Source organism: Amycolatopsis pretoriensis, from assembly GCF_900107925.1.
GTDB classification, from domain to species: domain Bacteria; phylum Actinomycetota; class Actinomycetes; order Mycobacteriales; family Pseudonocardiaceae; genus Amycolatopsis; species Amycolatopsis pretoriensis.
The window spans coordinates 17,997-30,943 of record NZ_FNUJ01000015.1; the positions used below are offsets into that span (position 1 = coordinate 17,997).

Here is a 12,947-nt window from a genome sequence, read left to right on the forward strand (position 1 = left end):
TATCCCGGGGTGGTCGTGCGCTCGATCGTCCTGTTCCTCGCGGCGGCCGTGTGCGAAATCGGCGGCGCGTGGCTGGTCTGGCAGGGCGTCCGCGAACACCGCGGCTGGCTGTGGATCGGAGGCGGGATCCTGGCCCTGGGCGTCTACGGCTTCGTGGCCACGCTCCAGCCGGACGCCCACTTCGGCCGCATCCTCGCCGCGTACGGCGGGGTGTTCGTCGCCGGCTCGCTGGCCTGGGGGATGGTCGCGGACGGTTACCGCCCGGATCGCTACGACGTCCTCGGCGCGCTGCTGTGCCTCGCCGGGGTCGCGGTGATCATGTACGGACCGCGCACCGGCTGAGCTGTAACGTTCCCCGGCCGCCGCCGATAGACCGGTGCACTTCTCAGGGGGGAACGTATGCGCAGACTTGTCTTGCTTCCGGCTGTCCTCGTCGCCGGGTCCATCTCCGTCCTCACCGCTCCGGCGGCTTCGGCCGCGGACGGGTTCGTGCCGTCCGCCACCGTCGCACGGGCGTCGTGGGGGTACGTCGAAGCGTCGACGCCGACGGCCGCCCACGTGGGCGGCACCGGAACCGCGCCGGTCGGCACCACCCCGCGGGGCGCGAAGGGCGCCCGGTCGTTCTTCACCTTCGACGTCGCCCGGTTCAAGGGGACGCACGTCGTGTCGGCCGTCGTGGTCGCCAAGGAGACGCGCGCGGCCGACTGCGCGCACCGGTCGCTCGAGCTGTGGCGGACCGCGCCGTTCACCTCGCGCTCGTCGTGGGTGAAGCCGTCGACGGAGCTGGAACGCCTGGCCACGGCGGGAAAGCCGGCGTCGGGCTGCGTCGTCGCGGACACCCGCTTCGACGTCGGCGCGGCCCTCGGCGCGGCGGCCGCGCGGGGTGACTCGCAGCTGACGCTGGAGCTGCGCGTGCCGGCCGGGCAGGAGTTCGACCCGCGGTACGCCCGCGACTTCGCCGACGGCGTGGCGCTGCAGGTCGGCTACAACGGCGCGCCCGCCGCGCCCACGGCCCTCGAGAACAACGACGTCGCCTGCACGCCCGACGCACCGGGCCGCTACCTCAACCCGAACTACCGCGACTTCACCCCGTCCGTCGTCATGTCCGGGCACTTCACCGACCCCGACCAGGGCGACGAGCTGACCGCGCGCTACGAACTGTGGCCCGTGGACCGGCCCTCGGCGAAGCGGCAGCTCGACGGGCCCGTCTACGAAGGCGGGTCGGGTTCGGTGCTGGTGAAGAGCGAAGAGCTCACCGAAGGCACCACCTACGCCTGGCGCGTCCGGGGTGACGACGGCACGGACGTTTCGCCGTGGAGCACCACCTGCTACTTCACCGTCGACCGCGTCGTGCCGAACGCACCGACCGTCTCCTCGGACGTCTACCGGACCGACGTGAACGGCGAGCAGGGTGACGTCGGCGTGCCGGGGCACTTCACCTTCGGCGCAGGAGGTTCCGACGACGTCGTCGCCTACGAGTACGCGATCTCGCCCTACGGCTGGTCCGACCCGAAGACCGTCGCGCCGGAGCACCCGGGCGGCCCGGTGACGGTCACCTGGACGCCGACGGACTCGGGTCACACCTACGTCTACGCCTACGCGATCGACCGGGCGGGCAACCGCTCGTCGTCGCTCTCGGCCGGCTTCTACGTCCACGAGTCGCGGCCCGACATCTGGTCGGTGCAGTACCCGCAGGGGTGGACGAACCTCGAGGGCGGCGTCGGGATCCCGGGCGTCTTCAATTTTGCGCCGGTGCTGCTGGAGGACGTCGTCGAGTACCAGTACCGGCTCGACAACGGCCCGACCCTGAGCGCGCCCGCGGGTGCCGACCACAAGGGAGCCGCGACCATCACGCCGCAGAGCGGCGGCTTCCACGACGTGTACGTGCGGGCCAAGACCGCGTCCGGCTACGTCGGTGCGGAGCGGGGCTACCACTTCCAGGTCGACGACATGCCGACGGTCACCGGCACCGACGGCGTGATCCTGCTCGGCGCGCCGCACACGATGACCCTCGCGCCGCGCGCGGCCGGCGTCACGTCCTACGACTACGCCTTCGACATCAACGCGGGTTCGGCGGGGGAGTTCCGGTCGGTGCCCGCCGGTCCGGACGGCACGGCCACCATCACCTGGACGCCGGACCGCACCGACTACAACCGGATCCGGATCCGCAGCCACAGCGGCACGGCGCCGCCGACCCTCGAACGGTCGGTGTACCTGTACATCGACGGCGCGGCGCCCACGGTGACGGTCACCGGCGGCGCCCACCCGGGCGAGGTCGTCAACGCCACCTTCAGCACCCGGCTGCCCGGCGTCACGCAGTACCGGTACACGATCGACAACGAACCCACGCGCACCGTGCCCGCCCGCGCCGACGGCACCGCGGCGGTCAGCTGGACGCCGGTCACCGGCGGCTGGCAGTCGGTGTGGGTCCAGGCGATCACGGCGAGCGGGATCACCAGCCCGCAGGGCAGCGGCTCGGTCTACGTCCACGACGAGCCGTCGATCAGCTCGGCGGAGTTCCCGGAGAACGGCACCACGGCCGGACACCCGGGCCGCTTCACCCTGGTGGCCCACCAGCCGGGCGCCGTCGAGTTCGGGTACACATTGGACGGCGGCGAAGTGACGCTGCCGATCGGCCCGGACGGCCGCGCCTCGTTCGACTGGACCCCGCCGGGCTACGACGACTACCGGCTCACCGCCTGGACGCGCGACGCCGCCGGGACGAGGTCGACGCAGGAGACGTACGACTTCGACGTGTTCACCCAGCCGGTGATCGCCTCCGACGACTACCCCGAGGGGAAGTTCGGCGGCGGACCGGGCGTGCCCGGGACGTTCCGCTTCTCGACGGCGTCGGACTCGGCGACGAGCTACGACTACACGTTCTCGGGCCCGTCGGAGGACGAGAGCGGCACGGTCGCGGCGGGCCCGGACGGCAAGGCGACGCTGACGTGGACGCCGAAGGAGGCCGGGTACTACTCGCTGACGGTTTCGCACCGCTACCGCGACGGCGGGTACCGGACCGAGCGCTACTACTCGTTCTTCGTCCGGGATGGTGCCTCTTCGTGACCGAGCTTTCGGCCGGCTGATGGTGGGGTACCAGGCTTACACGATCCCGGGTGCGCCCATGAGTCCCACGCTGGAGCCGGGCGATCGGATCGTGGTGCGCCGGGCGGACGGTGCCGAGGTGCACCGGGGCGACCTCGTCATCGTGGACTCCGGCGCGTTCGACCAGCCGAGCCACGAAGGGATCAGCGTCTTCCGGGTGGGCGCGGTCGCCGGGGACACGGTCGCCTGCCGCACCGGCGCGATCTTCGTCGGCGGCGACAACCGGGGCAACTCCGACGACTCGCGGTTCCAGGGCCCGGCGCGGCTTTCCGGGGTCACCGGTTTCGTGGTCGCCACCGGCACGGTCGTCACGCCGAAGCCGCTGCCCGCGGTCACGGCGTTCACCGACGCGGGCCTGCCGGGCGCACCACTGACCGACTCGACGCTGGGCACGTTGAAGTGGTGGATCCTCGGCGGGTTCGTGCTGTTCGCCGCCGGCCTCATCGGGCTGATCGTGACCGTCGTCCGGAACGCCGGAAGACGACGAAGAGCAGCCGCGATCCCACCAGTGCACTGATCACCAGCAGGTTGTAGCCGAACACCTGGTGCAGCGTCAGGTCGGCGACGACGCGCGGGCCGCCGTCGCCGGCCAGCAGCAGGACCGCCATCAGCCCCGTCGCCGCGCCGACGAAGGCCAGCAGGACCTCGTGCACGAGGGTGGTGACTACGTCGCGGTCGCGCTCGTCGGAGAACAGCCGGACGTTCACCGACAGCCGGCCCTCCTCCAGCGCGGCGCCGATGCGGTCGACGCGGCGGGGGAGGCGGCGCAGGACCGGCAGCAGCGCCATGGCCTCGGTGAGCGCGGTGTGGCGCAGCGAGTCCGGCCGCAGCCGGGCGCCGACCTGCTCGGCGGCGAACGCGCGGGACTCGGCGAGGACGTCGAACGCGGGGTCCAGCGCCGACAGCGTCCCTTCGACGGTCGCGAGCGCCCGGAACACCGCGGCGACCGGCGGCGGCACGCTCAGCCGGAAGTCCGCCACGACCCGGAACAGGCTGGTGAACAGGTCGAGGCCGGGGGAGCGGCCGGGCCCGAAGTGGCGGGCGACGAGGGCGCCGAGCGCGCGGTCGAGGCGCTGGGTGTCGATGTCGCCGGTGCGGTCGACGATCTCCAGCAGCCCGTCGCGCAGGGCCGCCGGGTCGCCGCGGTCGAGGGCCAGCACCAGGTTCTGCAGGCCGCCGCGCAGCCCGGCGTCGAGGCGGCCGACCGAGCCGAAGTCGAGCAGGCCCAGACGTCCGTCGGAGAGCAGCATGAGGTTGCCCGGGTGTGGGTCGGCGTGGAAGACACCGCCGATCATCACCTGGTCGAGCAGGCACCGCAGCAGCGACCGTGCGAGCCGTTTGCGGTCGGCTTCCGGTGCCTTATCCAGCGGCTGTCCGTCCAAACGGGACATCACGAGGACGCGCTCGGTGGACAGTGCTTTGTGGACGGACGGCAGTGCGACGTCCGGGCACGAAGTGGCGGCCACGGCGGCGATGTTGCGGGCCTCGATGGTGAAGTCGAGCTCTTCGGTGAGCGCCTCGGCGAACCCGTCGGCGAGTTCGGCGACGCCGAGCGACCGTGCCCAATCCGCGCGTTCCTCGAGGGCCGCGGCGACACGGCGGAGGATGTCGATGTCGCGTTCGGCCTGCTCCCGCGCCCCCGGGCGCTGCACCTTGACCACGACGTCCTCGCCACCGCGCAGCCGGGCCCGGTAGACCTGCGCGACCGACGCGGCGGCCAGCGGTTCCGGGTCGAACTCGGCGAAGACGTCGTCGGGCGAGCCGCCGAGCTCTTCGGTGAGCACGGCCCAGACGGCGTCGGCCTTCGCGGGCGCGACCCGGTCCTGCAGCTTCGCGAGCTCGTCGACGAACACGGGCGGCAGCAGGTCCGCGCGCGTCGACAGCAGCTGGCCGAGCTTCACGAACGTCACGCCGCCTTCCTCCAGCGTGAGGCGCAGGGACCGGGCGAGCTTGGCGTGCCGGACCCCGGGTTCGCGGCGGCCGGCGAGGGAGCGGCCGAGGCCGTGCTTGAGCGCGATCCGGCTGATCCGCGAGTACCGGCGGGCGCGCCGGACCTTGGCGCGCAGCGACCGCGGCCGGAACCCGCCCGGCAGGGCCAGCTCGGCGACGAAGAGGAAGATCAGCGTCGCCAGGAAAGCACTGCCCGCCAACGGGATCAGCAGGCCGATGGCCGCGCCGCCGTTGTGCAGCAGGGAAACCGGGAAGGTCTGCCCGATGCCGCCCGCGACGAGCCAGCCGAACGCGGCGCCGCACAACGCGCGGACGGCGCCGATCCGCACCCCGAGCACGCGCCGGGAGGCGACCACCAGCGGCCACAGCACCAGCGCGTAGAGGGGGAGGGTCAGCAGGCCCAGCAGGATGTCCATGGGGCGAGCAGACCACGGCGGCCCGGCCGCGCGGCTCACGCGGCGGCGGGAGCGGGCTCCCTCCGGCGAGGGAGCTACTTTCGGCCGTGGCCGCGAAGTCCGTGGACTTCTAACCTGATCGCGCGAACCACGGTTGGGTGTTCTCTAAACGGACATAAGGAGACACGATGAACGGACGCGTGATCGGCCGGATCGCGGCCTTGGCCCTGGTGGCCCCGCTGGGTTTCGGCTTCGCGCCGACCGCTTCGGCGGCCGCCGTCACGACGCTCTACTACAGCTCATCGGGCGCACCGGACTACCTCGCCCAGATCGACCAGGGCGCGGCCAACTGGAACGCCGCGGTCACCGACGTGAAGCTGGTGAAGCGCACCACGGGCGCGACGATCAAGTTCCACGAGATCCACAGCGGCGGTTCGTACACGAACACCAACGGCCACGGCCGAGGTGACATCTACCTGGACACGAGCCAGGTGGCGGAGGGCTTCGACCCGACCCGCATCGCGGCGCACGAGCTGGGCCACAACTTGGGCTTGCCGGACCACTACACGGGGCCGTGCACGGAGCTGATGTCCGGGCACGGTCCGGGGACGGCGTGCAAGAACGCGAAGCCGTCGGCCGCGGAGGCGGCGAAGGTGCAGTCCTTGTGGGTGAACGGGTTGGTGGGGGCTGAGACTGCTCCGCTCAAGGTCGCTCACTAGGTCCGGTCCCGAGCGCCCCAATGTGGCCTTCGGTGCGTCAGACGCAACCAAGGCCACATTGGGGCGCTTGCCCTCCACCGCGAGAGGGAGGCGCGCACCACCGCCACCTGCGAAGATCGGCTCGTGCGCATTCTCCGCCCCCTGACGAGCAAAGCGACCTACCGCCGCTGGGTCTACCTCGTCCTCGGCGGGGCCATCAGCGTCCCCTACCTCCTCTTCTCCGCCGTCGCCGTGCCGTCCGTCCTGCCGTTCGTCACCACCGCCGACCAGGCCGTCGTCGTCGGGGGCGTCATCACCCTGCTCGTCCTCGGCGGGACCGCCTTCCTGCCCGCCGTGCACGTCCTGGAATCCACCGCCGTCCGGGAGCTGCTCGACGACCCCGTCCCCGACGCGCCCGCGAAACCCCGTAGCCGGTCCGGTCGGCGGCGCGCCGCCGCCATGTTCGTGCTGCACGTCGTCGCCGGGTTCGTCGTCAGCTTCTTCAGCCTGGCCGCGCCCGTGGCCATCGGGGTCTCCGTCAGCGCCGTCTTCACCGGGCACCTCTTCCAGACCGACGGCGGTGGCGAGGTCACCGTGCCGCCCGGCTGGGCGTCGGTGTGGCTGCCCGTCGCCTTCACCCTCGCCGCGGTGCTGCTCGTCTACGCCGTCTGGCTGGTCGGTGGCGTGCTGCGCCGGGTCGCGGCGCGGCTGCTCGGGATGACCGCCGCCGACCGGATCGCGCAGCTGGAACGGTGGACCGGCCAGCTCGCCGAACGCAACCGCCTGGCCCGCGAACTGCACGACTCGGTCGGACACGCGCTGAGCGTCGTCACCGTCCAGGCGGGCGCGGCCCGGCGGACGCTGCGCACCGACCCGGACTTCACCGAGCGCGCGCTCGGCGCCATCGAGGAGTCCGCCCGCACCGCCCTCGACGACCTCGACCACGTCCTCGGGCTGCTGCGCGACGAGGCTTCGGCCCGGACGCCGCAGCCGGCGCTGACCGAGCTGCCGGCCCTCCTGGACACGACCCGGCTCGCCGGCACCGACGTCACCGCGTCGATCGACGGCGACCTGGCCGCCGTGCCCGCGGTGGTGTCCCGCGAGGTGTACCGGATCCTGCAGGAATGCCTGACCAACGCCGTCCGGCACGCCGGTAGGGTCCCGGTGGCGGTGGTGCTCGCGGTGACCGCGCACGGCTTGGTCGCCCGGGTCGCCAACCCGCTGGGGAGTGGCACCGGGAGATCGAGCGGCGGCCGCGGGGTGCGCGGGATGGCCGAGCGGGTCGCGGTGCTCGGCGGCGAGCTGTCGGCCGGACGGGTGAACGAGCGGTGGGAGGTCGAGGTGCGGGTGCCGTGGGGGAGCTGAGCGTGCGCGTGCTGCTGGTGGACGACGAGCCGCTGATCCGCGCCGGGCTGAAGGCGATCGTCGACAGCGAAGCGGGCCTGTCCGTGGTCGGCGAAGCGGCCGACGGCGCCGAGGTGCCCGGCCTGGTGGCGCGGCTGCGTCCGGACGTCGTGCTGATGGACGTGCGGATGCCCGCGGTGGACGGGATCCGGGCCACCACGCACCTGATGTCCACTGTGGACAACCCGCCGAAGGTGATCGTGGTGACGACGTTCGAGAACGACGACTACGTGTACGACGCACTCCTCGCGGGCGCGAGCGGGTTCCTGCTCAAGCGGGCGCGGCCGGAGGAGATCGTCGCGGCGATCCGCACGGTGGTGACGGGCGAGTCGCTGCTGTTCCCGGCGGCGATCCGCCGGCTGGCCGCGCACCACGGCCCGACCGGCGACGGCTTGGCGGGCGCGGGCCTGACCGAGCGCGAGCGCGAAGTGCTGCGGTTGATGGCAGGTGGACTGTCCAATGTGGAGATAGCGGGAGAGTTGTACCTGGGGATCCAGACGGTCAAGACCCACGTGGGCAACGTGCTGGCCAAACTGGGGGCGCGCGACCGGACCCAGGCGGTGATCCGGGCGTACGACTCGGGCTTCGTGACGCCTGGCGGCTGACGAAGGGCCGCCGACAGCGTAACGAACGCGCCGAAGAAACAGACTTGATCGAAGAGGCGAACGAACCTGGCGGGAGCGAGATGACGACATCCGATGGAGAGCCCGACTGCGATCTGCCTGAAGTGGCCGGCATCATCACCGGTGCCGAGTTCGCAGGCGATCTCCTGCTGGCCGAGTATCGGACGCTTCGTGACGAAATCCTCAAGAAGATGGACCACAGGACAAGCTTGGTCGTTTGCTCGGTTACGGTGAGCTCGGCTGTACTGGGCTTCGGGATCGAGCGCAGAAGTGCCTCGCTGCTTCTGGTGTCCCCGTTGGTGTCGCTCCTGCTTGGCATCCTGATTGTCTTCTACAACATGCAGATCGGCGTCGCCTCGGAGTACCTGCGCAAGCGGTACGAGCAACCGTTGTCCCGTCGATTCAAGGGGTTCATTGGGTGGCACGAGGGTATGGGTGACCCGAACATCAGGTTGTTTCAGAGACTCGTTCCCTATCACCTGCCGTTGATCTTGATAGCGATCGCCCCGGTCATCGTCGCAGTCCCGCTGGCTGCGGCTCTGGGAAGCGCCTTCGTCGCCGGACTCCCGGTCCTCGTAGTCGTTGTCTGCCTCTTCGCCGTCTACCTGTTCGAGCTGGTGAAGAATCGAAAACTGCTCTGAGGGGACCGAGACCGGCGCGACGCCCGGTGGTGGGGGCACTATGGGCCGCATGACTCCGGTTGCCGCGTACGACGAGTTCGCCGATGCCTACACGGCCGAAAATGAAACCAGCCTGATGAACGCCTACTACGAACGGCCCGCGACCCTGGCCCTCGCCGGGGACGTCGCCGGGCGGCGGATCCTCGACGCCGGCTGCGGCTCGGGCCCGCTGTTCGCCGCGCTGCGCGAGCGGGGTGCCGTCGTGACCGGCTTCGACCAGAGCGCCGCGATGGTCGAGCACGCCCGGCGGCGGCTCGGCGCCGACGCGGACCTGCGGGTCGCCGACCTGGCCGACCCGCTGCCCTTCGCCGATGACGCGTTCGACGACGTCGTCGCGTCCCTGGTGCTGCACTACCTGCGGGATTGGGAGCCGACGCTCGCCGAGTTCCGGCGGGTGCTCAAGACCGGCGGCCGGCTCATCGCGTCGGTCAACCACCCCTTCATGAACAACCTGATCCACCGCCGGACCGGGCCCCGCCCCGACTACTTCGAGTCCTACACCTGGACCGACGAGTTCGAGCTGCACGGCCAAACCGCGCGGATGACGTTCTGGCACAAGCCGCTGCACGCGATGACCGACGCCTTCACCGCGGCCGGGTTCAGGATCTCCGTGATCAGCGAACCGCACCCGATGCCGGAAGCGCGCGAGCTGTTCCCGGACGACTTCCACCTGCTCGACACCTTCCCGAGCTTCCTGTTCTTCGCCCTCGAGGCCGGCTAGCGGTTCACTGCTGGTGCGGCCCGCGCGGCGGCTGGTAGCCCGGCGGCAGTTGCTGCGGAAATCCCTGCTGCGGCGGAAACCCCTGCTGCGGCTGGGGGAATCCCAGCTGTCGGAAGTCCTGCCGCGCGGGAAAACCCTGCGGCGCGTAACCCGGCGGCGGAGCGAAGCCGGGCACGGCCTGGGCGACCGGGCCGGAACCCTGGCCGGCCCGGCGCCGGACGGCGACGACCAGCCGCCAGCCGCACGCGGCCGCGATCGCCGTGCCGATACCGAAGGTGACCCACCGGCCGCCGCCCTTGAACGTCGCCGCGTCGTCGATCGCTTCCTGGCGCTTCTCTTCGTAGGTCTCGCTGGTCGTCAAGCCGTACTGCGTCCGGTCGCAGGTCTGCCCCGGCCGCATCTCCTCACTGCCGCACAGCACCTTGCCGCTCGGCTCCCCGGAACCGAACAGGCCGAGCGCCGTCAACCCCAGGCCGAACAACAGCCCGACCGACCACCAAACCACGCTTTTCACCGCGTTTCCCCTCTGTGCCACCGGCAGTGCACAGGCAAAGTAACCCGTGCTCGGGGAGAGGGTGCCGAATCCGCCGGATTGGCCGCTTCAGGACACGTTCCGGTCGAGGTCGTCGAGGACGGCCTGGATCGCCGCCGCCATCGTGGCCGGGTCGCCGTCGCCCGGGCGCAGCACCAAATCCGGCGACGAAGGGCGCTCGTAAGGCGCGTCGATCCCCGTGAAGCCCTTGATCTCTCCCGCCCGCGCCTTCGCGTACATCCCCTTCGGGTCGCGGGCCTCGCACACCTCCAACGGCGTGTCCACGAACACCTCCACGAACGGCAGCTCCCCCGAAACCTCCCGCGCGCGGGCCCGGTCCGACGCGTACGGGCTGATCAGCGACGCGATCGCCACCACTCCCGCGTCCGCGAACAGCCGGGCCACCTCCGCCACCCGCCGCACGTTCTCCGCGCGGTCCGCCGGGCTGAACCCCAACCCGGCATTCAGCCCGTGGCGCAGGTTGTCGCCGTCCAGGAGGTACGCCGGGCGGCCCGCCGCCACCAGCCGGCGCTCCAGTTCCACCGCCACCGACGACTTGCCCGACGCCGACAACCCCGTCAGCCACACCGTCGCGCCGCGGGTCGGGCGGTCCTCGCGGCGGACCGCCGCCGTGTGCCAGACGACCGGGGACGCGACCGCGCCCGTGATCATGCCCGCCGCGACCGTGTCGCCCGTGTGCTCGTCGACCAGCAGGAACCCGCCCGTCGCGCGGTTGCGGCGGTACGGGTCGAACAGCAACGGCGCCCGCGTGCGCAGGCGGATCCGGCCGATGTCGTTCAACGACAACGAATCCGCCTCGGAACGGTGCAGCGTCGTCACGTCGAGGCGGTACTCCAGCCGCTCCACCGAACCGCGCGTCTCGGTCGTCGTGTGCCGGACCGCGTAAGAAGCTCCGGGAGTCAGTGAGGAACGAGACGAGAACCAGCACACCATCGCGTCGACTTCGCGGGCGGACTCCGCGCGGTTGCCCGGGCGGCACAGCATCGCGCCGCGGCCCAGGTCGAGGTCGTCGGCCAGCTCGACCGCGACCGTCTGCCCGGTGAAGGCCTCGGAAAGCGGTTTCCCGCCCGGGCCCCACACCGCGCGCACCCGGGAGGTGAACCCCGACGGCAGCGCCACGACCTCGTCGCCCGGCTTGAACACCCCGCCGGCGATGGTGCCCGCGTAGCCGCGGAAGTCGGACCGGCGGATCACGTACTGCACCGGGAACCGCGCGTCGATCAGGTTGCGGTCGGACGCGACGTGCACCTCCTCCAGCTGGTGCAGCAGCGAAGTTCCTTCGTACCAAGGCATACTGGCGCTGCGGTGGACGACGTTGTCGCCGTGCAGCGCCGAAACGGGCACGAACGTCAGGTCGGCGACGTCCAGTTTCATCGCGAACCGCCGGAACTCCTCGCGGATCTCCTCGAACCGATCGCGCGACCAGCCGACCAGGTCCATCTTGTTCACGCACACCACGAGGTGCCCGATGCCCAGCAGCGACGCCAGGAACGCGTGCCGCCGCGACTGCTCCAGCACGCCCTTGCGCGCGTCCACCAGGACCAGCGCCAGGTCGGCCGTCGACGCGCCGGTCACCATGTTCCGCGTGTACTGCAGGTGCCCCGGCGTATCCGCGATGATGAACTTGCGCTTGGGCGTCGCGAAGTAACGGTGGGCGACGTCGATGGTGATGCCCTGCTCGCGTTCGGCGCGCAGGCCGTCGGTGAGCAGCGCCAGGTCCGGGTAGTCCTCGCCGCGGTCGCGGCTGGCGCGTTCGACGGCGGCGAGCTGGTCGGTGAAGATCGCCTTCGAGTCGAACAGCAGCCGGCCGATCAAAGTGGACTTGCCGTCGTCCACGCTGCCCGCCGTGGCGATCCGCAGCAGCTGCATCAGAAGTAGCCCTCCCGCTTGCGGTCTTCCATGCCTGCCTCGGAAATCCGGTCGTCCGCGCGCGTCGCGCCGCGTTCGGTGACCCGGGTGGCGGCCACCTCGGCGACCACTTCGGACGGTGTCGCCGCCGACGACTCGACGCAGCCGGTGCAGGTCGCGTCGCCGACGGTCCGGAAACGCACGGTCGCCTCGTACGGCGTCTCACCGTCCACAAGGGACAAGAAACGCGTGGCCGCCAGCAGCATGCCGTCGCGCTGGATCACGGGACGGCGGTGCGCGTAGTACAACGGCGGCAGCGCGATCCGCTCGTCGCGGACGTACTGCCAGATGTCCAGCTCGGTCCAGTTCGACAGCGGGAAGACGCGGATGTGCTCACCACGCCGGTGCCGTCCGTTGTAGAGGTTCCACAGCTCCGGGCGCTGGCCGCGCGGGTCCCACTGGCCGTGCTCGTCGCGGAAGCTGAACACGCGCTCCTTGGCACGTGCCTTCTCCTCGTCGCGGCGGGCGCCGCCGAACACGGCGTCGAACCCGCCCTCGCGGATCGCGCGCAGCAGCGTGACCGTCTGCAGCCGGTTGCGGCTGGCCCCCGGCCCGGTCTCCTCGACGACGCGGCCGGCGTCGATGTCGTCCTGCACGCTTGCGACCTCGAGCCGCAGGTTCAAGGAGGCGACGGTCTCGTCGCGGAACCGGATGACCTCGTCGAAGTTGTGGCCGGTGTCGACGTGCAGCACCGGGAACGGCAGTGGCGCCGGCCAGAACGCCTTCGCGGCGGCGTGCAGCATCACCACCGAGTCCTTGCCGCCGGAGAAGAGCAGCACCGGACGTTCGAAGGTCGCCGCGACTTCGCGGAAGACGTGCACGGCCTCCGCTTCGAGCGCGGCCAGGTGGGACAGCTCATAGGCCACGGACACCGGAAAAAAGTAGAACATGTTCTTGTCATCGGTCAAGC

General features: G+C 71.2%; 12 protein-coding genes. 8 read left to right on the plus strand and 4 right to left on the minus strand.

Annotated features, from left to right (window positions below; genetic code table 11):
• Positions 1-9: 9 nt before the first annotated feature.
• From BLV96_RS44680 to BLV96_RS44690, 3 genes are read left to right on the plus strand one after another with little or no spacing between them, the layout of a single operon-like run.
• Positions 10-342, plus strand: coding sequence for a YnfA family protein (locus BLV96_RS44680; RefSeq protein ID WP_086677996.1), 333 nt, complete (start codon positions 10-12; stop codon positions 340-342).
• Between the two features lie 57 nt (positions 343-399).
• Positions 400-3,066: a hypothetical protein gene (locus BLV96_RS44685; RefSeq protein WP_143051134.1), complete on the plus strand. Its 2,667-nt coding sequence runs from the start codon at positions 400-402 to the stop codon at positions 3,064-3,066.
• A gap of 58 nt (positions 3,067-3,124) precedes the next feature.
• A complete protein-coding gene (locus BLV96_RS44690; protein ID WP_244180952.1) occupies positions 3,125-3,622 on the plus strand; it encodes a S26 family signal peptidase in 498 nt (165 codons plus the stop codon).
• Here BLV96_RS44690 and BLV96_RS44695 read toward each other — a convergent pair.
• On the minus strand, positions 3,546-5,471 hold the full coding sequence (locus BLV96_RS44695; protein ID WP_086685234.1) for an ABC1 kinase family protein: 1,926 nt from the start codon (positions 5,469-5,471) through the stop codon (positions 3,546-3,548). The two genes, BLV96_RS44690 and BLV96_RS44695, sit on opposite strands and share 77 nt — an antisense overlap.
• A gap of 167 nt (positions 5,472-5,638) precedes the next feature.
• On the opposite strand from BLV96_RS44695, the gene BLV96_RS44700 reads away from it, so the two are divergent.
• The 5 genes from BLV96_RS44700 to BLV96_RS44720 all read left to right on the plus strand — a co-directional run bounded on the left by BLV96_RS44700 (position 5,639) and on the right by BLV96_RS44720 (position 9,576).
• Entirely contained in the window at positions 5,639-6,169 is a 531-nt protein-coding gene (locus BLV96_RS44700; RefSeq protein ID WP_086685231.1) for a snapalysin family zinc-dependent metalloprotease, read from the plus strand.
• A gap of 123 nt (positions 6,170-6,292) precedes the next feature.
• Positions 6,293-7,513: a sensor histidine kinase gene (locus BLV96_RS44705; protein WP_086681752.1), complete on the plus strand. Its 1,221-nt coding sequence runs from the start codon at positions 6,293-6,295 to the stop codon at positions 7,511-7,513.
• Positions 7,510-8,157, plus strand: coding sequence for a response regulator (locus BLV96_RS44710; RefSeq protein ID WP_086681757.1), 648 nt, complete (start codon positions 7,510-7,512; stop codon positions 8,155-8,157). Before BLV96_RS44705 ends, BLV96_RS44710 begins: the two co-directional genes overlap by 4 nt.
• 44 nt (positions 8,158-8,201) lie before the next feature.
• Positions 8,202-8,816, plus strand: a complete 615-nt coding sequence (locus BLV96_RS44715) for a hypothetical protein (RefSeq protein WP_143051135.1) — start codon at positions 8,202-8,204, stop codon at positions 8,814-8,816.
• A gap of 49 nt (positions 8,817-8,865) precedes the next feature.
• Positions 8,866-9,576 (plus strand): class I SAM-dependent methyltransferase, encoded by a 711-nt coding sequence (locus BLV96_RS44720; protein ID WP_086681754.1) that lies wholly within the window; start codon positions 8,866-8,868, stop codon positions 9,574-9,576.
• 4 nt (positions 9,577-9,580) lie between these two features.
• Here BLV96_RS44720 and BLV96_RS44725 read toward each other — a convergent pair whose 3' ends face one another.
• The 3 genes from BLV96_RS44725 to cysD all read right to left on the minus strand — a co-directional run bounded on the left by BLV96_RS44725 (position 9,581) and on the right by cysD (position 12,927).
• Entirely contained in the window at positions 9,581-10,090 is a 510-nt protein-coding gene (locus BLV96_RS44725) for a hypothetical protein (protein ID WP_086681746.1), read from the minus strand.
• Positions 10,091-10,177: 87 nt separating this feature from the next.
• A complete protein-coding gene (gene cysC, locus BLV96_RS44730; protein WP_091390373.1) occupies positions 10,178-11,998 on the minus strand; it encodes an adenylyl-sulfate kinase in 1,821 nt (606 codons plus the stop codon).
• A complete protein-coding gene (gene cysD, locus BLV96_RS44735) occupies positions 11,998-12,927 on the minus strand; it encodes a sulfate adenylyltransferase subunit CysD (RefSeq protein ID WP_167379934.1) in 930 nt (309 codons plus the stop codon). The genes cysC and cysD overlap by 1 nt, the downstream gene beginning before the upstream one ends.
• Positions 12,928-12,947 lie beyond the last annotated feature (20 nt).